The organism is Clostridium felsineum DSM 794, from assembly GCF_002006355.2.
In the GTDB taxonomy this organism is placed as follows: Bacteria; Bacillota; Clostridia; order Clostridiales; family Clostridiaceae; genus Clostridium_S; species Clostridium_S felsineum.
This window is the reverse complement of the sequence record NZ_CP096980.1, coordinates 623,233-646,676: the sequence shown is the minus strand read 5'-3', so window position 1 is coordinate 646,676 and position 23,444 is coordinate 623,233. Positions and strand designations below refer to the sequence as shown.

Annotated in this window: 17 protein-coding genes; 9 read left to right on the top strand and 8 right to left on the bottom strand. The window is 30.8% G+C overall.

Annotation, left to right across the window (positions count from 1 at the left end; genetic code table 11):
* Positions 1–176 precede the first annotated feature (176 nt).
* Entirely contained in the window at positions 177–2,606 is a 2,430-nt protein-coding gene (locus tag CLFE_RS03025) for an Ig-like domain-containing protein (RefSeq protein WP_077893349.1), read from the top strand.
* 164 nt (positions 2,607–2,770) lie between these two features.
* Here the strand turns inward: CLFE_RS03025 and CLFE_RS03020 are convergent, their stop codons facing one another.
* Together CLFE_RS03020 and CLFE_RS03015 are read right to left on the bottom strand one after the other, a co-directional pair.
* Positions 2,771–3,769, bottom strand: a complete 999-nt coding sequence (locus CLFE_RS03020; RefSeq protein WP_250944720.1) for a serine hydrolase domain-containing protein — start codon at positions 3,767–3,769, stop codon at positions 2,771–2,773.
* A gap of 190 nt (positions 3,770–3,959) precedes the next feature.
* Positions 3,960–4,133, bottom strand: a complete 174-nt coding sequence (locus CLFE_RS03015; protein ID WP_169850934.1) for a hypothetical protein — start codon at positions 4,131–4,133, stop codon at positions 3,960–3,962.
* A gap of 243 nt (positions 4,134–4,376) precedes the next feature.
* Here CLFE_RS03015 and CLFE_RS03010 point away from each other — a divergent pair, with 243 nt between their 5' ends.
* Together CLFE_RS03010 and CLFE_RS03005 are read left to right on the top strand one after the other, a co-directional pair.
* The gene (locus tag CLFE_RS03010; protein WP_139356146.1) at positions 4,377–6,926 is read left to right on the top strand and encodes a leucine-rich repeat domain-containing protein; all 2,550 of its coding nucleotides are present in this window, start codon (positions 4,377–4,379) and stop codon (positions 6,924–6,926) included.
* 223 nt (positions 6,927–7,149) lie between these two features.
* Positions 7,150–8,244: a nucleoside-diphosphate sugar epimerase/dehydratase gene (locus CLFE_RS03005; protein ID WP_077893348.1), complete on the top strand. Its 1,095-nt coding sequence runs from the start codon at positions 7,150–7,152 to the stop codon at positions 8,242–8,244.
* Positions 8,245–8,371: 127 nt separating this feature from the next.
* Here the strand turns inward: CLFE_RS03005 and CLFE_RS03000 are convergent, their stop codons facing one another.
* The 5 genes from CLFE_RS03000 to CLFE_RS02980 all read right to left on the bottom strand — a co-directional run bounded on the left by CLFE_RS03000 (position 8,372) and on the right by CLFE_RS02980 (position 14,942).
* Complete coding sequence (locus CLFE_RS03000) at positions 8,372–10,489, bottom strand: ABC transporter ATP-binding protein (protein ID WP_077834927.1); 2,118 nt, start codon at positions 10,487–10,489, stop codon at positions 8,372–8,374.
* Positions 10,486–12,240, bottom strand: coding sequence for an ABC transporter ATP-binding protein (locus tag CLFE_RS02995; RefSeq protein WP_077893347.1), 1,755 nt, complete (start codon positions 12,238–12,240; stop codon positions 10,486–10,488). Before CLFE_RS02995 ends, CLFE_RS03000 begins: the two co-directional genes overlap by 4 nt.
* A 113-nt stretch (positions 12,241–12,353) precedes the next feature.
* The gene (locus CLFE_RS02990; protein WP_077834925.1) at positions 12,354–12,803 is read right to left on the bottom strand and encodes a MarR family winged helix-turn-helix transcriptional regulator; all 450 of its coding nucleotides are present in this window, start codon (positions 12,801–12,803) and stop codon (positions 12,354–12,356) included.
* Between the two features lie 533 nt (positions 12,804–13,336).
* Complete coding sequence (locus CLFE_RS02985; RefSeq protein ID WP_077893346.1) at positions 13,337–14,194, bottom strand: DegV family protein; 858 nt, start codon at positions 14,192–14,194, stop codon at positions 13,337–13,339.
* 283 nt (positions 14,195–14,477) lie between these two features.
* Complete coding sequence (locus tag CLFE_RS02980; protein ID WP_077893345.1) at positions 14,478–14,942, bottom strand: MerR family transcriptional regulator; 465 nt, start codon at positions 14,940–14,942, stop codon at positions 14,478–14,480.
* Between the two features lie 180 nt (positions 14,943–15,122).
* Here CLFE_RS02980 and CLFE_RS02975 point away from each other — a divergent pair, with 180 nt between their 5' ends.
* Positions 15,123–16,889, top strand: a complete 1,767-nt coding sequence (locus CLFE_RS02975; protein ID WP_077893344.1) for a 1-deoxy-D-xylulose-5-phosphate synthase — start codon at positions 15,123–15,125, stop codon at positions 16,887–16,889.
* Positions 16,890–16,941: 52 nt separating this feature from the next.
* On the opposite strand, the gene CLFE_RS02970 is transcribed toward CLFE_RS02975, so the two are convergent.
* Positions 16,942–18,204: a glycosyltransferase family 39 protein gene (locus CLFE_RS02970; protein WP_077893343.1), complete on the bottom strand. Its 1,263-nt coding sequence runs from the start codon at positions 18,202–18,204 to the stop codon at positions 16,942–16,944.
* 314 nt (positions 18,205–18,518) lie between these two features.
* Between CLFE_RS02970 and sufC the strand changes: the two genes are divergently transcribed.
* Genes sufC through sufU form a run of 5 tightly spaced genes read left to right on the top strand, consistent with a single transcriptional unit; the run spans position 18,519 to position 23,437 of the window.
* The gene (sufC, locus tag CLFE_RS02965; RefSeq protein ID WP_077834918.1) at positions 18,519–19,265 is read left to right on the top strand and encodes a Fe-S cluster assembly ATPase SufC; all 747 of its coding nucleotides are present in this window, start codon (positions 18,519–18,521) and stop codon (positions 19,263–19,265) included.
* 12 nt (positions 19,266–19,277) lie between these two features.
* On the top strand, positions 19,278–20,678 hold the full coding sequence (gene sufB, locus CLFE_RS02960) for a Fe-S cluster assembly protein SufB (RefSeq protein WP_077834917.1): 1,401 nt from the start codon (positions 19,278–19,280) through the stop codon (positions 20,676–20,678).
* An 18-nt stretch (positions 20,679–20,696) separates the two neighbouring features.
* Entirely contained in the window at positions 20,697–21,797 is a 1,101-nt protein-coding gene (gene sufD, locus CLFE_RS02955; protein WP_077893342.1) for a Fe-S cluster assembly protein SufD, read from the top strand.
* A complete protein-coding gene (locus tag CLFE_RS02950; RefSeq protein WP_077834915.1) occupies positions 21,790–23,016 on the top strand; it encodes a cysteine desulfurase in 1,227 nt (408 codons plus the stop codon). Before sufD ends, CLFE_RS02950 begins: the two co-directional genes overlap by 8 nt.
* Positions 23,006–23,437 (top strand): Fe-S cluster assembly sulfur transfer protein SufU, encoded by a 432-nt coding sequence (gene sufU, locus CLFE_RS02945; RefSeq protein WP_077893341.1) that lies wholly within the window; start codon positions 23,006–23,008, stop codon positions 23,435–23,437. Before CLFE_RS02950 ends, sufU begins: the two co-directional genes overlap by 11 nt.
* The last annotated feature ends 7 nt before the right edge of the window (positions 23,438–23,444 follow it).

Genomic DNA, 23,444 nt, shown 5'->3' with positions numbered 1-23,444 from the left:
ACTTTCATTTTCCTTTATTTTTTACATAAAGCTAAATTTATAATTACTAAATTAAAAATAACGTTTAATAAAATTCCATCATAATATAATATGTATTTTTTGTATTTAAAATACATATTATGTAGTATAATTATATAATGTAATATAATATATGGTTAATAGGGGGATTATGTAAATTGAGAAGATTAAAATCTAAACTTTTATTCACTACTTTGGCATGCTTTGTATCATTTTCTATTTTTACTTCTACAAATTCATACAAAGCTGATACTACGGATACTAATACTGTTGGTGTAACTTACGATGCCCATGTTCAAAACATTGGTTGGCAAAATCCTTGGTCTAAAGATGGAGAAGAAGCTGGTACTGACGGAAAGGCTCTTCGTGTTGAGGCTATGAAGCTTAATCTTACTAATGCACCGGCTGGAGCAAAAATAACTTATCAGGCACATGTGCAAAATATTGGCTGGCAAGCTTCAGCTGCTGATGGAGAAGAAGCTGGTACTGATGGTCAAGCTCTTCGTATTGAAGCTTTCAAAATCAAACTTCAAAATGCACCCGATTATTCAGTTATGTATCAAGCACACGTTCAAAATGTAGGTTGGCAACCTTGGGTAACTGATGGTGCTGTAGCTGGTACTGTTGGTAAGTCTCTTCGTGTTGAAGCTATTAGAGTTAAAATAGTAAAAAGGGTACACCTTGATTCTATTTCCTTAAATAAATCTCAAACCAACCTTAAAGTTGGAGAAACCGATAGCCTGTCTACTGTATTATCTCCTACTGATGCCACTGATAAGAATGTAATTTGGACTTCATCTGATCCTTCTAAGGTTTCCGTTGATGAGAATGGTAATATAGCTGCTTTAGCCGAAGGTACTGCTAGTATTACTGCAACCTCAGATGACAACCAAAAGTCTGCTTCCTGCGCTGTAACTGTAAACAAAGCAGATCCCAAATTACAATACCAAACTCATGTAGAAAATATCGGTTGGCAGCTTCCAGTTAATGATGGTGAAGAGGCTGGTACTGATGGTCAAGCTCTTCGTGTTGAAGCTTTTAAAATTAAGCTTTTAAACGCTCCTCAAGATGCAAAAATATGCTATCAAGCTCATGTTCAAAATATTGGTTGGCAAGACTGTGTCTATAATGGAGAAGAATCAGGTACTGATGGAAAAGCTCTTCGCGTTGAAGCTGTTAAAATTAAACTTATGAATATGCCTGGTTACTCTGTAGAATACCAAGCTCATGTTCAGAATGTTGGTTGGCAACCTTGGGTAAAAGACGGTGAAGAAGCTGGTACTGATGGCAGAGCTCTTCGTATTGAGGCTTTAAGAATTAAACTTGTTAAAGTTGTACCTGTGGATTCTATTTCCTTAGACAAAAATTCACTTACCTTAAATGCTGGTGATACTACTTCATTAACAGCAAATGTCCAGCCTGACAGTGCTTCTAATAAAAATGTAACTTGGACTTCATCTGATCCTTCTAAGGTCTCTGTTGATAGTACTGGTAGAATATCTGCTTTAGCTGTAGGTACTGCAAACATAACTGCTACTACACAAGATGGTAATAAAACTGCTACCTGCTCAGTAACGGTAAATGAAAATCCATCCAACATAGTAACCTTTAAGGATGCAAACTTAGAAAAAGAGGTAAGAAAATGCGTAAATAAACCAACTGGTACTTTATATAAAAATGATGTTACAGGAATAATGGATCTTGACCTTGAAGCTAAAAATATAACTTATCTAGATGGAATTGAAAATTTAATAAAACTACAAAATTTGAATTTATCAAATAATACTGTAAGCGATATCAGTGCTTTAAAGAATTTGACTAGTTTAAATACATTAAAATTAAATAGTAATCCTATAACTGATGTTAGTGCTTTATCAAATCTAACCAATTTATCTGAACTTGATTTAAACGACTCAAAAACAACTAATTTTGATTCATTAAAGGGACTAACAGCACTACAAAATCTTACTTTACTAAATAATAATATAAGTGATATTAGTTTTCTTTCAAGCTTAACAAAACTTAATTATTTATATTTGAATGATAACAAAATAACGGATATATCTGCTTTAAATAACTTAACTAATTTAACTAATCTTTCATTATCAAATAATGCAATTAGTAATTTAGAGTCTTTAAATAAACTAACTAGCTTATCATCATTAAATTTAGTAAATAACAAAATAACGGATATATCTGCTTTAAACACTTTAAATAATCTACAATTCCTTTCCTTAGATAAAAATACAATAAGTGATATTACTGCTATAAATAAGCTAGATAATTTAAGATTTTTAAATTTATCAGGTAATACAACTCTAAGTGATATAAGTCCTCTTAAGGGTTTAGCTAAGATAATGTCAGTAAACTTAGACTCAACTGGTATAACTGATTTAACACCTTTAAAGGATTTAAATACATTAACTAATCTTAGCTTAAATAGTACTAATATACTTACTGTAGCTCCTTTAGATGGTTTATCCAATCTAACAGAGCTTAGCATTATTAATGATACTGTACTTGATTCAGGTTCTGTAGCTGAATTTAAGAAAGCAGTTCCTCATTGCAGCGTTACAACTAGTTATTAAATTTTAAAATGGTACTGAATGAAATTTCAGTACCATTTTATTTTTAAGCTATGTTTAATAACAGTGTTGATAATATGATAATTTTTAAGGGAAGTCATTTTAAACTTCCCTTAATTCATATTTTATAAATGATGTGCAGTAACTACCTATATTAATAATCTCTTTTAGAATATCTTCTTTAAAGCACCTAACTTTTTACCATAAATCAATGAAGCAATCTCTCTACTTATATATGTACCGCCAGCTCCTTCTATTGATAAGAATTGGTATTTTACTAAATCATTGCTTAATACAACAATGGTAATATCGTCATCAATATATTTCTCAAAGTGAGAAGTGTAACCATTTGCAATTCCCCCACCATGGCATATACTTTTACAATCAAAATGTTTTTTAATAAGCAATCCATATCCATATTTTACATACTTACCATCATAGTGAGGCTTTTGCATTTCCTTTACTATTTGGGTTTTCAATAGTTTACCATCCTGAATTGCTCTATCAAGCAAATAATAATCACCAACAGTTGATACAATATCACCACAAGCAAACCATATTGATGGGTCCATATAGAAGCCTTTTTCACCCTTAATATAATTATTGGCCACATTTTTTTGTTCTTCATTACAAAAACCTGAATTATTCATTTTAGCAGGAATAAATATATGATTTTTAACATATTGGTGATAACTCATTCCAGAAACCATTTCAATTATCAAGCCAAGAATAAGATAATTGGTATTACTGTACGACCATTTTTCACCAACAGGGAATTTCAATTTATAACCTTTTACAATTTGTAGTATTTCCTCTGGTGTATGACGTTCTCCCCATTTTATTTGTTTTTTTAGCATTATGTGGTTAGGTATCCCAGAAGTATGAGTTAGAAGATGATGAATTGTAATTCCTTGACCCTTGTATAAGTCTGTAATATAATCTTCAATATTCTGCTTCGTTGAAAGCATACCTTTTTCTGATAACTGCATAATACATAATGCAGTTATTGGCTTTGTCATAGAACCAATCATGAATTTTGTTTCAGGTGTATTTTTAATTCCTTTTTCCTTATTTGAATATCCATATGATTCATTAAATATAATCTCATTATTTTTTGATAACAAAACACTACCACTAATTTTTTTTTTTTTTTTTAAAGTATTCATTTAAATTAATATTCATCATTGACATCCTCCAATAACTTGCCCATATTTCATATAATCAGTATTAAACAGTTCGCTTTATTTTACTATTGTAACCGTACTTAATTATACAACAGCATAGTGTGATTATTTAAATATTTATCATAGTTATATATAAATTGCTTTCCTAATTTTAAAATCTTTTAACTTTGTATCAAAGTGAGAGATATGTGCCTACACTAATAAATGGCTTCCTTATTTTTCCTACCCTATCAATAGCACAAAGTACACATACCTGTTCCTTTGATACACCTATTTTTCTCTTTTCATTCTTACTTCTCCTACTGCCTTTAACTCCACCAACATTAACAACAATACCTATATACACTCTAATAACGTCTAAAAACTTGTGCCTCCAATAAAAAGATGTACGCACACTATTTCGGCACATTTTCTTATAGAATAAGCATTTATCATACATCCATTTTAAATATATCTTATTTTTAAATTAACTTCCATAAAAATAATCACTCTTCTTTATAAAAAAGTATTTTTTGTATTAAAAATACATTTTTTGTAGTATAATTATTTATTGTAAGATAATATATGGTTCAAAGGGGGATTATGTAAATTGAGAAAATTAAAATCCAAATTTTTACTATCTACCTTAGTATGTGTTATGTCCTTTTCTGTTTTTAGTTCATCAAATACATACAAGGCAGATACTACCGATACTACTAATATTGGTGTAACCTACGATGCCCATGTTCAAAATATAGGCTGGCAGAATCCTTGGGTACAAGATGGCATGGAAGCAGGTACTGATGGTCAGGCTCTTCGTGTTGAAGCTCTAAAAGTAAAGCTTACTAACGCACCAGAAGGAGCCAAAATACTCTATCAAACCCATGTTCAAAATATCGGTTGGCAAAACTTTGTATCTAATGGTGAAGAGGCGGGTACTGATGGTCAAGCTCTTCGCATTGAAGCCATTAGAATTAAACTTGAAAATATGCCTGATTACTCTGTAGAATATCAAGCTCATGTTCAAAATATCGGTTGGCAAGGTTGGGTTTCCGATGGCGCGGAAGCAGGCACTGATGGGCAGGCTCTCCGCGTTGAAGCTATTAAAATTAGAATAGTAAAAAAGGTTCACCCTGACTCTATTTCAATTAATAAGTCTAATGAAACCTTAAAGGTTGGAGACACTGATAATTTATCTGCTAATTTTTCTCCTACCAATACCACAAATCAAAAAGTAAATTGGACTAGTTCTGATGATAAAACAGTTTCAGTAGACTCTACTGGAAAAATAACTGCTTTAGCTGAAGGAACTGCTAACATAACTGCGACTTCTGTAGACGGAGCTAAAACAGCTTCTTGCTTTATAACTGTAGACAAAGCTGATCCAAAAATTCAATATCAAACACATGTTGAAAATATTGGTTGGCAAAGCCCTGTATCTAACGGTGAAGAAGCTGGTACTGATGGTAAATCACTTCGTGTTGAAGCACTTAAAATAAACCTTTTAGATGTACCTAATGATGCTAAAATAGTATATCAAGCTCATGTTCAAAACATAGGTTGGCAAAACCCTGTATCTAATAATGAAGAAGCTGGTACTGATGGTAAATCGCTTCGTGTTGAAGCTATAAAAATGCATTTAGAAAATCTTCCTGGATATACAGTTGAATATCAAGCTCATGTTCAAAATATTGGTTGGCAAGATTGGACTCGTGAAGGACAAGTGGCAGGCACAATTGGTCAGTCTCTTAGAGTTGAAGCTATTAGAATACGACTTGTAAAAATAGTGCCTGTAGATTCCATCACTTTAAACAAAACTAAAGATACGTTAAACATCGGTGGAACAGATACTCTAACAGCAACTGTTACTCCTAATAATGCAACTGACAGTACTGTATCATGGACTTCTTCTGATAATTCCAAGGTTTCTGTTGATAATAACGGTAAAATAACAGCTTTAGCAGCAGGTAATGCTATTATAACGGCTTCTAGCAGTGATAGTACTAAACAAACCTCTTGTACTGTTACTGTAAATAATACAATAAATAATCCAGTAACCTTTTCAGACAAAAACTTAGAAACAGTAATTAGAAATACCATAAATAAACCTACTGGAACATTATATCAAAGTGATGTTCAAAACATCTCTTCACTAGATGCATCTAAATCTAATATAAATGATTTAAGCGGTATAGAAAATCTTACTGCTCTAAATACACTTTATTTAAAAAATAATAATATATCAGATATTGCTCCTTTAAAGTCTTTATTAAGTTTACAAAACTTATATTTGAGCGACAATAAAATAACTGATTTAAATGCATTATCAGGTTTGACTAATTTACAAAGGCTTGAATTGTATAACAATACTTTAAGTAATACAGATGGTTTAAAAAATCTTTCTAACCTAGATGAACTTGATTTATCAAATACAGCTATAAGTGATCTTAGCACTTTAAAGGGATTGAATAAATTAGAAACTTTAAACTTATCTTCAAATAAAATAAATGATATTTCATCCTTAGGAAATTTACGTAATTTAAATCAGTTAGATTTATCTAATAATCAAATAAGTGATGTTTCTTCCTTAACTACTTTAACAGACTTACAAAATCTTACTTTAGATTCTAATAAAATAACCAATATTATACCTCTTGTAGGCTTAACAAAACTACAAACACTCTCTTTAAACTCAAATGGTTTAAAAGATATTAGTGCTTTAAAAACTCTAAATAATTTAACTTTACTCAGTTTATCAAATAATGAAATAAATGATGTTTCTTCTTTAAATACTCTAATTAACTTAAAAAAATTAGCTCTAAATAATAATGCTTTGACAGATATATCAGCTTTAAATACTTTAACTAACTTACAATTTTTACACTTAGAAAATAATCAAATAAGTGATATTTCTTCTTTAAATAAACTTAATAATTTAGCTTATCTTTATTTGACAAATAATCAGATAAATGATGTTTCTTCTTTAGGTGGGTTAAATAACTTAAATACACTTTATTTATCATCTAATAAGATAAGCAATGTAGATCCATTAAAGACTTTATCAAACTTAAAAATTCTTATGTTATCTTCTAATAATATTTCTTCAGCTGATCAAGCTGCTTTAAAAACTGCTTTACAAAATTGTACGATTATTTATTAATTTATAATTATAAAGCACGTATAATGGAAGTTAAAATCAATGGAGATAGCCTGTGTGAACTTTAGTTAACTCAGGCTATCTCTTTTTCTAGCAAAAATTAATAGTAATTTCTATTCAAATAAATTTAATCACTTTACAATGGTAAATCTCATAATATATAAGTATATTTATACACTTTTACTATAAATGTAAATACCATACTTTAATAAATAAGGTGATATATTTGAAAAAAATTATTATACTTGGAATAAATTATTTAACATTAAAAATAGAAAAATTAATTGATAATAATAAATGCAAAATAGTAGCTTTTATATCTGATAACCCCAATAATGAAGGTAAATATCTAAACAATATTCCAGTTATATCTTTAGATGAAGCCTTAACCTATTTTTATGATTTCATTATTGTAACAAATGAAGTTAAGCCTGATAAAAGATTACATGATGTACTAAATCTTTATGAATATATAAATATTTTCTATGATTTTGAAATATATAGAGCTTTCTTTAATCTCAAGAATTCATTTAAAAATTTAGAGGCCTTCATTACTGGTATTTCATATTTAGAGGTTGGAATAGATGCAAGTAAACTTCCCTTTAATACTGTAAATATGGCCGTTTCTAGTCAAGATTTATTTTACGATTATGAAATAGCTAAGTTCATTCTTAACTCAAAAAAGCAAGAAAACCATATAAAATATTCATTTATAGGTTTAGCATATTACAGCTTTGATTATGATCTTTCAAAATCTTCGGCAGGTTCTAGAAGCTACTTTTATTATCCCTTTCTAAAAACCTTGCATAATTACAAAGACAAACATAACCTTTGTACTGAATTTAATGTATTTGATAAAATAATTCAAGGACTATTTAAGAATGATTATAAAACTATACTATTTGATTTATTGCGTTCTACACCTGAATCAAATTGGGATAACTTTGTAAATGGTTCTTTAAATGAAGATAAAATAAAAAGTGGACATGACTTAGCAATGAGAAATTTCAATAAAAATTATCCTCTTACAGAAAAAGAAAATATTTTAATTTTTAAAAATTATATTAAATTACTAAAATCAAATAATATAACTCCCATAGTAGTTATAGCTCCAACTACGGAACATTACTATAAATTTTTACCTAAAAAACTAGAAGATAGATTCAATTCTATTTTAGGTAACATACAAAAAACTGAAAATATAAAAGTGCTAAACTATTTTAGATCTAATAATTATGACAATACAGATTTTTATGATGTTTCTCATTTAAACACAAAAGGAACGAATAAATTCACTGAGGCATTAATCTCTAATTTGTAATTCTTAATCAACTAGTTAACTCTTTATATAAAAAAACCCCCTATAAGTAAGCAAGTTTTATTATTCCACTTGCATACCCTAAGGGGGTTTTTTAATTAATGAAATTTTTAAAAAGTCTTATTTTTCTTTAACCTACATCTTCACTATTTCCGCCTGTGAATTGGCTGTTATAAAGATCAGCATAGAAACCTTTCTTCTCCAATAATTCTTTATGATTTCCTTGCTCTATTACAGAACCTTGATTCATAACAAGTATTAAATCAGCATCGCGTATAGTTGATAATCTATGTGCAATTACAAAGCTTGTTCTTCCCTTCATAAGGTTATTCATAGCCTTTTGTATTGCAAGCTCTGTTCTAGTATCAACACTACTTGTTGCCTCATCAAGTATTAATATCTGAGGATTTGCAAGTATAACACGAGCAATAGTTAAAAGTTGTTTTTGTCCTTGTGATATATTTGATGCTTCTTCATTTATCACTGTATCATAGCCCTTAGGAAGCGTTCTTATAAAGTGATCTGCATGAGCTGCTTTAGCTGCTCTTACTATCTCTTCTTCAGTAGCCCCATCCTTTGAATAAGCTATATTTTCCCTTATTGTTCCGTTAAATAACCAAGTATCTTGAAGAACCATTCCAAACATGCCACGAAGATCGTTTCTTTTCATTTCTCTTGTATTTACATTATCTATTGTAATTTTACCATCATTTATTTCATAGAATCTCATTAAAAGATTTACTATAGTTGTCTTTCCTGCTCCTGTAGGTCCTACTATCGCAACTGTTTCCCCTGGTTTTACATCTAAATTCATGTTTTGGATTAAAGTACTTCCTTCTTTATATCCAAATTTAACATTTTCAAATCTAACTGCACCCTTAGGAAGCTCTACTACTTTAGAGTCATCAGCATCTTTAACTTCTTCCTCTTCATCAAGAAGTTCAAACACACGCTCTGCAGCTGCCATAGTTGATTGAATTATATTTGCTATATTTGCAGTTTGAATTATAGGCATTGTAAATAATCTATTATATTGGAAAAATGCTTGAACATCTCCTATAGCAATTATACCTTTTGTTGCAAATATTCCACCTGCAACACATACTGCAACATATCCAATATTGTTAATAAAATTCATAAGTGGGAATATAATTCCTGACATAAATTGTGCTTTCCAACCTGATTTGTATAATCTATCGTTCATTTCATTAAATTTATCTATAGATTCTTTTTCCTTGTTGAAGGCTTTAACTACAATATGGCCTGTAAACATTTCTTCTACATGTCCATTTATCATTCCAAGTTCTTTCTGCTGTCCTGCAAAGAATTTTTGAGATTTCTTTGCTATAAACACAGTAACAAAGCCTGCAACCGGAAGAGTTAATACACATATTAAAGTAAGCCATCCGCTTATAGTAAGCATCATAACAATTACGCCTATAACCTGAAGTATTGATGTTATAAGTTGTGTTAAACTTTGTTGAAGTGTTGTTGCAACAGTATCAAGATCGTTAGTAACACGACTTAGTATTTCTCCATGTGTTTTTGAATCAAAAAATTTAAGTGGAAGTCTATTTAATTTCTCCTCTACATCTCTTCTCATAGTATAAACTGTCTTTTGAGCAACTGATGCCATAACAAAAGATTGCAGAAAAGTAAAGAAAGAAGATATTGCATATAAGGCTATAAGCTCTAATATTATTTTTCCTATAGCATCAAAATCAATCTTACTGCCATACTTACTTATTGTGTCACTTTTAACTTTAGTTATTTTATTCTTTGCTGCTTTAAGCTGTGCAGCACCCTTTGATATCTGCTGCTCTCCCTTGGCAATTTGAGCCTCTGCCTCAGCTATTTTAGGAACTTTTGCCATCATAGGGTTCGCTTTTATTTGAGCATCTAATACTGCTTTTTGTTCATCTAATGTTTTCTTCTGTGCATCTATTTTTTTAATAGCATCATTAATTTTTTTCTCTTGAGGATTTACCTTACTTAAAGTAATTTTTCCTCTAATACCATCTGCTAATTTTGTAGTTGCATTACCCATAATTTTAGGAGAGACAACATTAAACATAACACCAAATATTGCAGTAATTGCCACTATAAGAAATCTCATTTTATATGGAGCTAAATATTTAAGAAGTTTTCTAAACGTACCTTTAAAATCTTTTGCTTTTTCTGCTGGTTTTCCCATTGGAGGGCCGCCACCTGGGCCTTTATTCATTCCACCTTGTCTTTTTTCACTCATGCCATTTCCTCCTCACTAAGTTGTGAAGCCACAATTTCATGATAAACATCACAATTATTAAGTAGTTCTCTATGTGTTCCAATTCCAACTACTTTACCTTCATCTAAAACTATTATTCTATCAGCATTCATTATTGTACTTACTCTTTGGGCAACTATTATAACTGTTGATTCTTTAGTTTCTTTGCTTAATGCAGCCCTAAGTTTTGCATCCGTTTTAAAATCAAGTGCTGAGAAACTATCATCAAAAATATATATTTCAGGTTTTTTAACCAAAGCTCTTGCTATTGAAAGACGTTGTTTTTGTCCTCCAGACACATTACTTCCACCCTCTGCTATTTCTGAATCAAAGCCTTCTTTCATGTTAGATATAAATTCAGTTGCTTGAGCAATTTCAGCTGCATGTCTTATGTCTTCAACGCTAGCATTGTCACTTCCAAATTTTATATTTGAGATTATATCACCACTAAATAATATTGCCTTTTGTGGTACAAAACCTATTTTTGTTCTTAATTCGTTTTGTGTCATTCTTTTAATTTCTTTTCCGTCTACAAGGATTTCTCCACCATCTGCCTCATAAAATCTAGGGATAAGATTTATAAGAGTAGACTTTCCAGAACCAGTTCCACCTATTATCGCAGTTGTTTCACCTGGTTTTGCACTAAAAGATATACCTGATAGCGCTTTCTCTTCTGCTCCTGGATAACTAAAGGATACATTCTTGAATTCTATATAACCTTTTTTACCTTCATCTGATTTTTCAGGATTTTTAGGGTCTTCTATTTCTGCTTTCATATCTAAAACTTCATTTATTCTTACTGCTGATGCTTGTGCACGTGGGATAAGTACAAACATTACGGCAACCATAAGAACAGATATCATTATTTGCATAGCATATTGAGTAAATGCCATCATATCTCCAACCTGCATGCTTCCTGCATCTATTCTCTTTGATCCAAACCATATAATAGATATACTTGTTAAGTTCATTACAAACATCATTATTGGCATCAAACCTGCCATTATCTTATTGGCCTTAATTGCAAGATCAGTATAATCTTTATTAGCTTTTTCAAAACGTTCTTTTTCTATTTCTTGTCTATCAAAAGCCCTTATAACTCTTATACCTGTAAGTCCTTCTCTTAATACTAGGTTTATTTTATCTACCTTTTTCTGCATTGTCTTGAAGAATGGTACAACTATAGCTCCCATTACTGCTATTACTATTGCAAGGAATGGTATAGCAACTGCTAAAACTAGAGTTAATTTTCTATCCTTCTGCATAGCAAGTATTAGTCCACCTATTGACATCATAGGTGCTGTAATAAGCATTCTAAGCATCATTATAACAACATTTTGTATTTGTGTAATATCATTTGTAGTACGTGTTATTAATGATGATGTACCAATTTTATCGAATTCATTCATAGAATAACTTTCTATTCTAGTAAATAATTCTTTTCTTATATTTCTTGTAAGTCCCATGGTAATTCTAGAAGCAAAAAAGCTAACTAATATAGCACAAATCATACTTATACCAGTTACTAAAATCATTTTACCTCCAGTTTGCCATATATATGGTACATCTGGTGAAACAACTCCTTTGGAGTTAACTTTTGAGATACCGTTATTCACAATATCAGACATTAATGTGGGTAAATATAAGTCAGCCATAGATTGAAAAAATGCTAATAATAGAAGCACTATTAATGGCAATGAAAATGGCTTTAACCTTTTTAGTAGTCTTATCATTATTTCATCTCCTTATTTAATTTAAACATATGTAAAACTTAATTTATATTTTTTAAAGCTAGAACCTTGGGATTGTTATACCTAATACTAAAATTCAAATTAATAGTTTTATATTATTTATTTCTCTTATTCATATAATCAGCTAGTTCTATTAAGAGATCTGCAAATTTATCACTTTTTTCATTACCCATATATTCCACTAATTCCTCTACAAACTTCCAGAAGTCTTTCTCTGCCTTTTTGAGATGTTCTTCGCCCTTTTCTGTAAGTTGTACCCTAACAACTCTTCTATCGTTTAAGTCCATGCTTCTTTGTACAAATCCATTTTTTTCCATACTATTTATTTGTTGCGTAACTGTAGGTGATGCTATTCTTAACTTTTTACTAAGTTGGGATACTTTCACACCATTTTCATCAATTTTTAGGGATTTTCTTATACATACAAGAAGCATCATTTCTGCATGAGTTATACCATCTGCATCCTTAGGATAAAACTTTATTTTTCTGACTTGATTAAGTGCCAATAAAAGTTTATCCGCTACCTCTTTTTTTGATTTATCCATTTTTCCCCTCCTTCAAATTATATTTACTTCACTGTTTTCCTCATATAGCTCTATTTAAAATATAATTAGCTTGTTAAATTATTAGGCTAATAAATTATTAGGTAACCTAATTATATTTCGATTTTTATTTTTTGTCAATACAGCTTATATATTTTTTCGATTTTATTTTATAATTATTAATATTATAATATTTTCCTAAATGTTGTGAACTTTTCAATTTGTAATTCGTATTTATTCTTGAAGAACATTTTGATTTTATAAAATTTCGAGGTGAAAGCATGAAAATAAATGAAGATAATTTTTGGTTAGAGCTAAAAAACAGAAATACCAATGCGCTTGAATATATAATTGAGGTAGCTTTTTAATTTGCAACTCTCAAAAAAGTAATACTCCACTTGAAAATACTGTTAATATAGATAATGCCATAATAAACTATGTATCTGTGGGACCTTTTGATATAAAGCTTGATTTAAATAAAATAAAATAAAAAAAAGCTTGGGGAATATTATATTCATTATTCTCCAAGCTTCTATCTATCTCATATTTTTTTCAGTATAATAAGCTATTCCAATAGCTCCAGGTCCAACATGAAGACCTATTACAGGTCCTATGTCACATATTATAGGCTCTACATTAAACTTCTTCTTCATCTCACAAGAAAGCTTTTTAGCCTCATCATAGCAATTAATATGATGAATAGCCATTTCACCCATACCATAACTTTTAGCGTCTGCAGCAACCCTATCAATCATTGCTTCTACAGCTTTTTTCTTCGTTCTGATTTTGGCAAATACTGAAGTTTTACCCTCGTCTACTGTAAGTATTGGAATTATTTTTAATATGTTTCCTACAAGAGCGCTAGCTCCTCCTATTCTTCCACCTTTTCGTAAGTAAACAAGATTATCTGGTATAAACAAAAATCTACTCTTTTTTAAATTTTCTTCTGCCGATTTTTTTACCTCTTCTAAATTCTTTCCTTCTTTTGCCGCTTTGGCTGCACTTATGGCTGCAAAACCAAGCTGCATGCAATTAGTTTTAGAATCTAAAATTTCTATTTTTGCATCCTTATAATTCTCAAGGATCATATCTCTAGCAATATGGGCTGTAGAATAAGTCCCACTCATATCTGATGATATAAATATGCATAGAAGCTCATCTCCTGTACTCACAACTGCTTCCATAGCATTACATAAATCCTTTATAGAAGGTTGTGACGATATAGGAATTCCTTTCTCCTTCATTTTCTTGTAAAATTCCTCATTACTTATTTCTGTTTCCTTAAATTCTTCATGGTCAAAAGTTACACTAAGTGATACTATATCTATTTCAAATTTTTTTACTATATCACTACTCATACAACTTGTACTGTCTGTTAAAATCTTAACTGCCATAATATGCATCTCCTCTTCTCAGAATCATGCTTTTCTTCATAACCTTTAACTTCTTTCGTATATAAACTTATGCATCTTTTTATTTTTTAGTCATGTACAATTTAATTTTCACTATAGCACATATTAGGATAAAGGTAAAGCAAACTAAACCAAAGACTAAAGCTTTAGCAGTTACAAAATGGTAAACTTTTTTTTAATAAACTATGCTTAGTTAAAAGCTAAGGATATAAAAAACATTTCCATCATCCGTTAATAAATTATTCTAAAAAATACCTAATATATTTTATAGCTGTTTATTAAAATATATCTTTTCCATACTTTCTTTAAATTCAATAATATCTTTGGGAATGTCTACTGGCTTTAAAGCCTTATGTACAGAGCAGGTCCCTGCAACTTTTGCAGTTTCATAGTACCAGCATTTAAGTTTAATTAAATCAAGAGTAGTTTGTAACTCCTTAATTTGATCTTCAACTTTTTTCTGCTGTTCTCTAAACATGTTAAGCCTCTTACCAATAGTTTCATCCCCCTGCATACACCAATTCATAAATTCTCTTATCTCTTTTATTGACATTCCTGATTTCTTTAAATATTCAATCATAAAAAGTGGTTCAAAATCCTCATCTTTAAACATACGTATTCCACTCTTATTACGTTCAACAAATGGCATTAAACCTTCTTTAGCATAAAAACGAAGGGTATGCACAGAAACATTAATTATTTTAGATATTTCGCCAATTGTATAATACATTGTTACTCCCCCAAAACATTTCTTAAAATTTTTCAAAAAGTTCTTGACTGAGAGTATACTCTCAAGTTTATTATAATAATACCATCCACTATGGTATGGAGCAACTATATATAGCAAAATTAATAATTCTCATTTAAAAATTTCATAAATGTTATGAGAAATTATAGGAGGTCAAATAATATGTACTTAGAAAAAATCAATTCACCAGAGGATGTAAAAAAATTATCTATAAATGAAATGAATACTTTGAGCGAGGAAATTCGTCAAACACTACTTAAAAAGTTAAGTGATCACGGAGGACATGTTGGTCCTAACCTTGGAATGGTAGAAATGACTATTGCACTTCATTATGTTTTTAATTCACCAGAGGATAAAATTGTTTACGATGTTTCTCACCAGAGTTATATTCATAAAATGCTTACTGGAAGAAAGGATGCATTTATTAATTCTGAAAAATACGATGAAGTTTCCGGATATACTAATCCTGAAGAAAGTGAGCATGACTTCTTTAATGTTGGTCATACTTCAACCTCTATAAGCCTTGCATGTGGTCTTGCAAAAGCAAGAGATTTAAAAGGTGAAAAAGACAACATAATTGCTGTTATTGGAGATGGATCTTTAAGTGGTGGAGAAGCCTATGAAGGACTTAATAATGCCGCTGAAGAAGGAACAAATATGATTGTTATTGTAAATGATAATGATATGTCTATTGCAGAAAACCACGGAGGCCTATATAAAAATCTTAAAGAGCTTAGAGATACAGATGGCAAAGCTGAATGCAATTTCTTTAAGGCAATGGGCTTCGATTATAATTATATAGAGGATGGACATAATTTAGAGGAATTAATTAACGTATTTAATAAAGTTAAGGATTCAACTCATCCAGTAGTTCTTCATATTCATACAATTAAGGGAAAAGGCTTTGAACTTGCTGAAAAAAACAAAGAACAATGGCACTATGGAATGCCTTTTGTATTAGAAACAGGAGAAGGAAAATTCTCAATGCCTAATGTAGAAAGTTATTCGGAGCTTACAGGAAAGTATCTTTTAGATTTGATGAAAGAAGATCCTAAAGTAGTAGCAATTACTTCAGCAACACCAACAGTACTTGGTTTTGATTCACAAAAAAGAAAAGAAGCTGGTAAACAACTTGTTGATGTTGGTATTGCAGAGGAACATGCAGTTGCGTTAGCTTCTGGAATTGCTGCAAACGGCGGAAAGCCCGTTTATGGTGTATATAGTACTTTTCTTCAAAGAACTTATGATCAGCTTTCACAGGATTTATGTATAAACAGTAATCCTGCAGTAATACTTGTAAACGCTGCATCAGTTTATGGAATGAATGACGTTACTCATATTGGATTATACGACATTGGTATGATGAGTAACATTCCTAATATGGTATATCTTGCTCCAACATGTAAAGAAGAGTATTTTGCTATGCTTAAATGGGGAATAGAACAACAAGATTACCCAGTAGCTATACGTGTTCCAGCTATGGGAGTAATCGAGAGTGGCTCAAAAGACAATACAGATTATTCTAAACTTAATAAATATGAAGTTTCAAAGAAAGGAACAGATATTGCAGTTGTTGCACTTGGAGACTTTTTCAAGCTTGGTGAAGCTGTTGTTGCTAAGTTATCAAAGGAAAATGGAATTGACGCTACATTAATTAATCCAAAATATATTACAGGCATTGATGAAGAATTACTTGAAAGCCTAAAAAAAGATCATAAACTTGTAATTACACTTGAAGATGGTATATTAGATGGCGGCTTTGGAGAAAAAATCGCAAGATATTATGGCCCTTCTGAAGTAAAAGTATTAAATTATGGCGTTAAGAAGGAATTCCTTGATAGATATGTTCCTGATGAATTGATGAAAAAGAATAGACTTACAGATCTTCAAATAGTAGAAGATGTGCTTAATATTCTAAATACAAAATAATTTAACACAATATTTTAAGGCTGCCTAGTAAATTAGGACAGCCTATTATTAATTAATAAAAAACACTTTTCTTTTTTTCAAATAGTTTATCAATTTTTATTATACTTAAGAAGAAAAATATTAGTATCAGTATTGACGGAAAGGCATATCTTCCCTGACCTTCTGTTACAAAGTATACACAGGTATACATATAGAAGCATACAAGTGCAAAAACTGAAAACTTATCAAGCTCATTACTTTTTCGTTTTAATAATTTCCTTATAATTATAACGCTGTAAGCAATTATTCCCACCGTGCCAGGTATAAATATAAGATTTCTTATTAAATTAGTAATTACAAGGAGTAAATGCTGAATTCCCGCGCTTAAATTCGCTCCATTAAATGTGAATATTATATCATCACCAACATAATACGTATTTAAAAGTCTCTTAAATCCTAACTTCACAAATCCAATCGGATGAGCTGCTATCCATTTCTTAGCTGCCTTACTTAGCATATGATTTTTTTCTGTCATATTAGCTTTCTTATAAGCTTTTGTAAGTGCCACAGAATCCTTAACCTTTGCCACATCCATCCATCTACCCCAAGTATTTTGAGAGTTATTATTTATATATAAAACAATTCCTCCATTATTAGATACTGATGTAAATTGTCCCATCATTTTTGTGTTCCTATATACAAATGGTGAAACCACAATACATGATAAAATCAAAACTATAATTGAATTCAAAATAGGTTTCTTAAATTTCTTTTCTGTAATAACTTCCACCAAAAATATAGCAAAGAAAAATACTATGAAAAATGGCTTTGTCATAACCTCAACACCAGATATAATTCCAATAATCACATATTTAAATTTATTATTGGAAAAATATACGCTTATAATTATAAGAAATAACGTGGTGAAAAATATTTCTACTGCAAGAATACTATTATAAAATATATTGCAAGGAAAAAATATAAACATTAAAAACAATATCTTTCTCTTGGCTTCACTTATATTTAATTTTCTAAGCAAACTATAAAGTGCAATATAGCTTATAAATGTAAGAAATAAATTAAAAGCTTTTCCAACTACTATACTTGCCCCAAACAGTTTATATACATATCCAAGCGTTACCGCATAACCAACCGAAGTATATGTATTTCCCCAATCTCCACCTGCTGCAATACTCTTGGCAAGTGTATCATAATAGTTAAAGTCCGAATATGGAATTGTTTTCACAAAAATAACCCAGAGAACGCAAATAGCAAAAGCTATGACACCTGAAAACAAATAAAACCTTTTGCCCTCTCTATTCATTAATTCACGCAAAATGTTCCCTCCTATAATTAAGTTTTATATACACTGATATATATTAACAAAAATCTGTGGAATTACTATTAATATTCCATGACAAATTATATCATAATATAATGTGCTTTTATATATTTTTTCTATGCAAATGGAATACAAAAATACCCATACATTATTGCTTTCATATTAAGTTATACGTTTACTAAAACTCTTATAGTCTACAGTTTTGGTAAAAACATTGACAATAGTATACCTTCGTTATAGAATATAAATATGAATTCCGACTTAAATGGTCAAGATTAAATTTAATATAGTTCAGGAGTGAATTTTCAATGGGAGAAAAACTTTTACAAATTAATAATATACATGCTGAAGCTGACGGCAAAGAAATATTAAAAGGCTTAAATTTAACAGTAGGAAAAGGTGAAATACACATTGTAATGGGTCCTAATGGAGCTGGAAAGTCAACCCTTATGAACGTTATAATGGGTCACCCTAAATACAAAATTACGGACGGAAATATAGATTTTGAAGGTGAAGATATAACTAATGCTACAACAGACGTAAGAGCAAGGAAAGGTATTTTCTTATCCTTTCAAAACCCTGAGGAAGTTGCAGGAATAACTGCCAGCGACCTTATAAGAAGTGCTAGAACTCAAGCAGAAGGAAAACCAATAAGACTTATGGCATTTAGAAAAGAATTAAAAGAAAAAATGTCTTTACTTGAAATGAATGAAAGCTACGCTGAAAGAGATTTAAATGTAGGCTTTTCAGGTGGAGAAAAAAAGAAAAATGAAATATTACAAATGTTAATGTTAAACCCTAAGCTCGCAATACTAGATGAAACTGATTCCGGACTAGATGTCGATGCAGTAAAAATTGTTTCAAAAGGAATAAGTAAATTCAAAGATGAAAATAATTCTCTACTTATAATAACTCACAACAGCAAAATACTTGAATATTTAAAACCAGATTTTGTTCATGTTCTATTAGATGGAAAAATAGTTAAAGATGGTGACATTTCTCTAATGAATGAAATAAATACTAAAGGTTTTGTTGATTTCAAGAAAATGGTTTAAGGAGGCAATCTCATGGAAGCTAACAAAGATTTGTTTAAAAACCTAGAACGCGGCGTTTATGATATAAAAAATGAAGACAAATACAGTTACAAGGTTAATAAAGGCTTAACCCCTGAAATTATAGAAAAAATTTCAAAGGAAAAGCATGATCCAAAATGGATGCTAGATTTTAGACTTAAATGCCTTGACGTATATAACAAGACTAAACTTCCTACTTGGGGTCCATCTTTAGACGAACTTGATATGGATAATATTGTTACTTACGTAAGACCTGATACAGAAATGAAAGGAAACTGGAATGAAGTTCCTGAAGATATAAAAGATACTTTTGAGAAACTAGGAATACCAAAGGCTGAAAGAGAATCCCTAGCTGGTGTTGGTGCTCAATATGATTCAGAAGTTGTTTACCACAGTATTAGAGAAGATCTCGTTAAACAAGGTGTTATATATACAGATATGGAAACAGCTATCAATGAATATGAAGATATAGTTAAAGAATATTTCATGAAGTTAGTTCCTCCAAGTGATCATAAATTTGTTGCTCTTCACGGAGCAGTTTGGTCTGGTGGTTCCTTTGTTTACGTTCCTGAGGGTGTAAATGTTGATATACCGCTTCAATCTTATTTTAGATTAAACTCTCCAGGTGCAGGACAATTTGAACATACTCTTATTATTGTAGAGAAAGGTGCATCACTCCATTTTATAGAAGGCTGTTCTGCTCCAAAGTACAATGTTACAAACCTTCATGCTGGATGTGTTGAACTTTATGTAAAAGAGGATGCAACTTTAAGATATTCAACTATAGAGAACTGGTCTAAGAACATGCTTAACTTAAATACAAAACGTGCTGTGGTTGAGAAAAATGGAACTATTGAATGGGTATCCGGTTCCTTTGGTTCAAAGAAATCAATGCTTTACCCTATGAGTATTCTAAAGGGTGAAGGTGCAAAGTCAGAATACACTGGAGTAACCTTTGCTGGAGAAGGTCAGCACCTTGATACTGGCGCTAAAGTTGTTCACGCAGCACCTTATACATCTTCTACTATAAGTGCAAAATCACTTTCAAATAAAGGTGGAACTTGTATATACAGAGGTTCAGTTAAAGTTGCTGAAAACGCTCATCACTGTAAATCTTCAGTTTCCTGTGATTCTTTGATGCTTGATGACTATTCTCGTTCCGACACAATTCCTGCATTGGATTTGAATAATGACCAAATAGACATTGGTCATGAAGCGAAAATAGGAAGAATAAGTGATGATGCTATATTCTATCTTATGTCAAGGGGTGTAAGTGAAGAAGAGGCGCGTGCAATGATTGTTAGAGGTTTCGTAAATCCTATATCAAAAGAACTTCCTCTTGAATATGCTGTTGAAATGAATAACTTAATCAAGTTAGAATTAAAAGGAAATTAGGGTAGGTGATTTTAGACTATGGAAAACACACTTAAAAAAATAAATAATATTCCTGTAAGAACATGGAGATGGCTTGGTGTAAATAATGTAAATATAAATGAAGCCTTACCTGACGTAGTCCCTTACAATAACGAATATGTAACTTCATTTGAAGATAACGGAATTAAAATAAATAAAATGTCACAAAATATTTCTTCTGATTTTAATAATACCTGTACTTATACTGGCTTAGATGAACTTTCTCTTAATCAAGCTAAAAACAGCTACAATACTGGAGTATTTGTTCATGTAGATCAGTATAAAAAACACGAAGAACCTGTTGTAATAAACTATAAAATGGATGCTAATAATACCACTGTAGTTGACAACAACTTAATAATTGCAGAAGAAGGCAGTGAAATAACAGTTGTTATAAATTACGATTCATCAGAAAATACTACTTCTTTTCATAATGGCTTAACTCAAATTTATGCAAAAGCTAATTCTGTAGTAAATTTGATAAAAATCCAAACACTTTCGAAAGATAGCCTGCATTTGGATGCCCACGCTGTTAAAACTGAAGAAAATGCTGTAGTAAATTATACAGCTGTTGATTTAGGCGCAAAGTATGCTGTAACAAATTATACCGATGATCTATTAGGGTTTAGAAGTTCTTCAAATATTCATTCTATTTACCTTGGAGATAAAGATAGAGTTATAGACATAAATTATCTTATAAACCACCATGGTAAATCTTCAAACAGTAACATAGAAACAAGGGGCGCTCTAATGGACAATAGTAAAAAGACCTTCAGAGGAACTCTTGATTTCAAAAAGGGATGTAAAAAATCAAGAGGTCAGGAAGAAGAATATACTGTTCTTTTAAGTCCAAAGGTTAAAAATAAATCTGTACCAATACTTTTATGTACAGAAGAAGATGTAGACGGTCAACATGCTGCAAGTGCTGGAAGAATAGATGAAAATAAATTATTTTATATAATGAGCAGAGGTTTTAGCGAGACTGAAGCAAAAAAACTTGTAATTGAAGCTGCTTTTAATCCTATTATAAATCAAATTCCTTCAGAGGAAATAAGAAACAAAATATCTACTAGTATCACAAGGAGGCTTGAAAATGAATAATGAATATATTAAAGATTTTCCTACTTTAGACCAAGAATTCAATGGACATAAATTTGTATATCTTGATAATGCTGCTACCACACAAAAACCTCTTTCTGTAATAAACGCAGTAGATGATTACTACAGAAAATCAAACGCAAATCCTCATAGGGGTTCTTACTCTCTAAGTGTTAAGGCTACAGATTTATATGAAGGTGCTAGAGATGTTGTAAAAGACTTTATTAATGCAAATAAAAGCAAAGAAATTGTATTCGTAAGAAATGCCACAGAAGCTTTAAATTTAATAGCTTATTCCTATGGACTCAATTTTATAAATGCTGGAGATGAAATTGTAATTTCTATTGCTGAGCATCACTCTAATCTTGTTCCTTGGCAGCAAGTTGCAAAAGCAAAGGGTGCTGTTCTTAAATACCTATATCTTAATGAAGATGGTGTAATTCCAGAAGAAGAATACGAAAATAAGATAACATCAAAAACTAAGATAGTTTCAGTAACACAAGTTTCAAATGTTCTTGGAACCATAAATCCAGTTCACGATATTATAAAAAAAGCCCACAGCGTAGGTGCTGTTGCAATTCTTGATGCTGCCCAAAGTGTACCTCACATGAAGGTAGACGTTAAAGACTTAGATGCTGATTTTATAGTATTTTCAGGACATAAAATGCTTGCTCCAATGGGTATAGGTGTTTTATACGGAAAAGAAGAACTTTTGGAAAAAATGCCTCCTTTCATGTTTGGTGGAGATATGATAGAATACGTTTGGGAACAAAAAACAACCTTTGCAGAAGTTCCCCATAAATTTGAAGGTGGTACACAAAATGTAGGTGGCGCTGTAGGTTTAACTGCTGCTATAGAATATATAAACAAAGTAGGTTTAGACAATATATATGCTGCTGAAAAAGACCTTACTTCATATGCACTTGAACGTCTTTCTGAGATTCCATACGTAACAGTTTATGGTACAAAAGATGCTTCTAAAAAGGCTGGTGTTATATCTTTTAATGTAGCAGACGTTCATCCTCATGATGTAGCTACAATATTAGATTCTTATGGAGTAGCAATAAGAACTGGCCATCACTGTGCAAATCCTCTTATGAGATATATGGAAGTAAATGCAACCTGCCGAGCTAGCTTTTATTTCTATAACACAAGAGAAGATGTGGATGCCTTAATACATGGATTAAAAAATACAAGGAAGTGGTTAGGTTATGGATCTTAATTCTCTATATACAGAAATAATTACTGAACATAATGCATCAAGTCATAATAAACATGAACTTCAAGATGCCACTGTGGTTGAAAATGGCCATAATCCAAGCTGTGGAGATGAAATAACGCTTCAACTTAAAATTGAAAATAACATTGTTGAAGATGCTGCCTTTGTTGGCGTTGGATGTGCTATTTCTCAAGCTTCTACCTCTATAATGATAGACCTTATAAAAGGTAAAACTGTAGAAGAAGCTAAAAAACTAGTAGATACTTTCATCGGAATGATAAAAAGAGATATAACAGATGAAGCTGAACTTGAACAGCTTGAAGATGCTTTAGCATTCAAAAACATTTCAAATATGCCTGCTCGTGTAAAATGTGCTGTACTTGCATGGCATACTTTTGAAGAATGTCTTAACAATAAAAAATAAATTGATG

Coding starts and splice junctions, on each gene's coding strand:
- CLFE_RS03020 (WP_250944720.1), bottom strand. CDS start 3,769: ATGAATACTTTAAAAAAAAAAAAAAAAATTAGTGGTAGTGTTTTGTTA.
- CLFE_RS03000 (WP_077834927.1), bottom strand. CDS start 10,489: ATGAGTGAAAAAAGACAAGGTGGAATGAATAAAGGCCCAGGTGGCGGC.
- CLFE_RS02995 (WP_077893347.1), bottom strand. CDS start 12,240: ATGATAAGACTACTAAAAAGGTTAAAGCCATTTTCATTGCCATTAATA.
- CLFE_RS02990 (WP_077834925.1), bottom strand. CDS start 12,803: ATGGATAAATCAAAAAAAGAGGTAGCGGATAAACTTTTATTGGCACTT.
- CLFE_RS02985 (WP_077893346.1), bottom strand. CDS start 14,194: ATGGCAGTTAAGATTTTAACAGACAGTACAAGTTGTATGAGTAGTGAT.
- CLFE_RS02980 (WP_077893345.1), bottom strand. CDS start 14,942: ATGTATTATACAATTGGCGAAATATCTAAAATAATTAATGTTTCTGTG.
- CLFE_RS02975 (WP_077893344.1), top strand. CDS start 15,123: ATGTACTTAGAAAAAATCAATTCACCAGAGGATGTAAAAAAATTATCT.
- sufC (WP_077834918.1), top strand. CDS start 18,519: ATGGGAGAAAAACTTTTACAAATTAATAATATACATGCTGAAGCTGAC.
- sufB (WP_077834917.1), top strand. CDS start 19,278: ATGGAAGCTAACAAAGATTTGTTTAAAAACCTAGAACGCGGCGTTTAT.
- sufD (WP_077893342.1), top strand. CDS start 20,697: ATGGAAAACACACTTAAAAAAATAAATAATATTCCTGTAAGAACATGG.
- CLFE_RS02950 (WP_077834915.1), top strand. CDS start 21,790: ATGAATAATGAATATATTAAAGATTTTCCTACTTTAGACCAAGAATTC.
- sufU (WP_077893341.1), top strand. CDS start 23,006: ATGGATCTTAATTCTCTATATACAGAAATAATTACTGAACATAATGCA.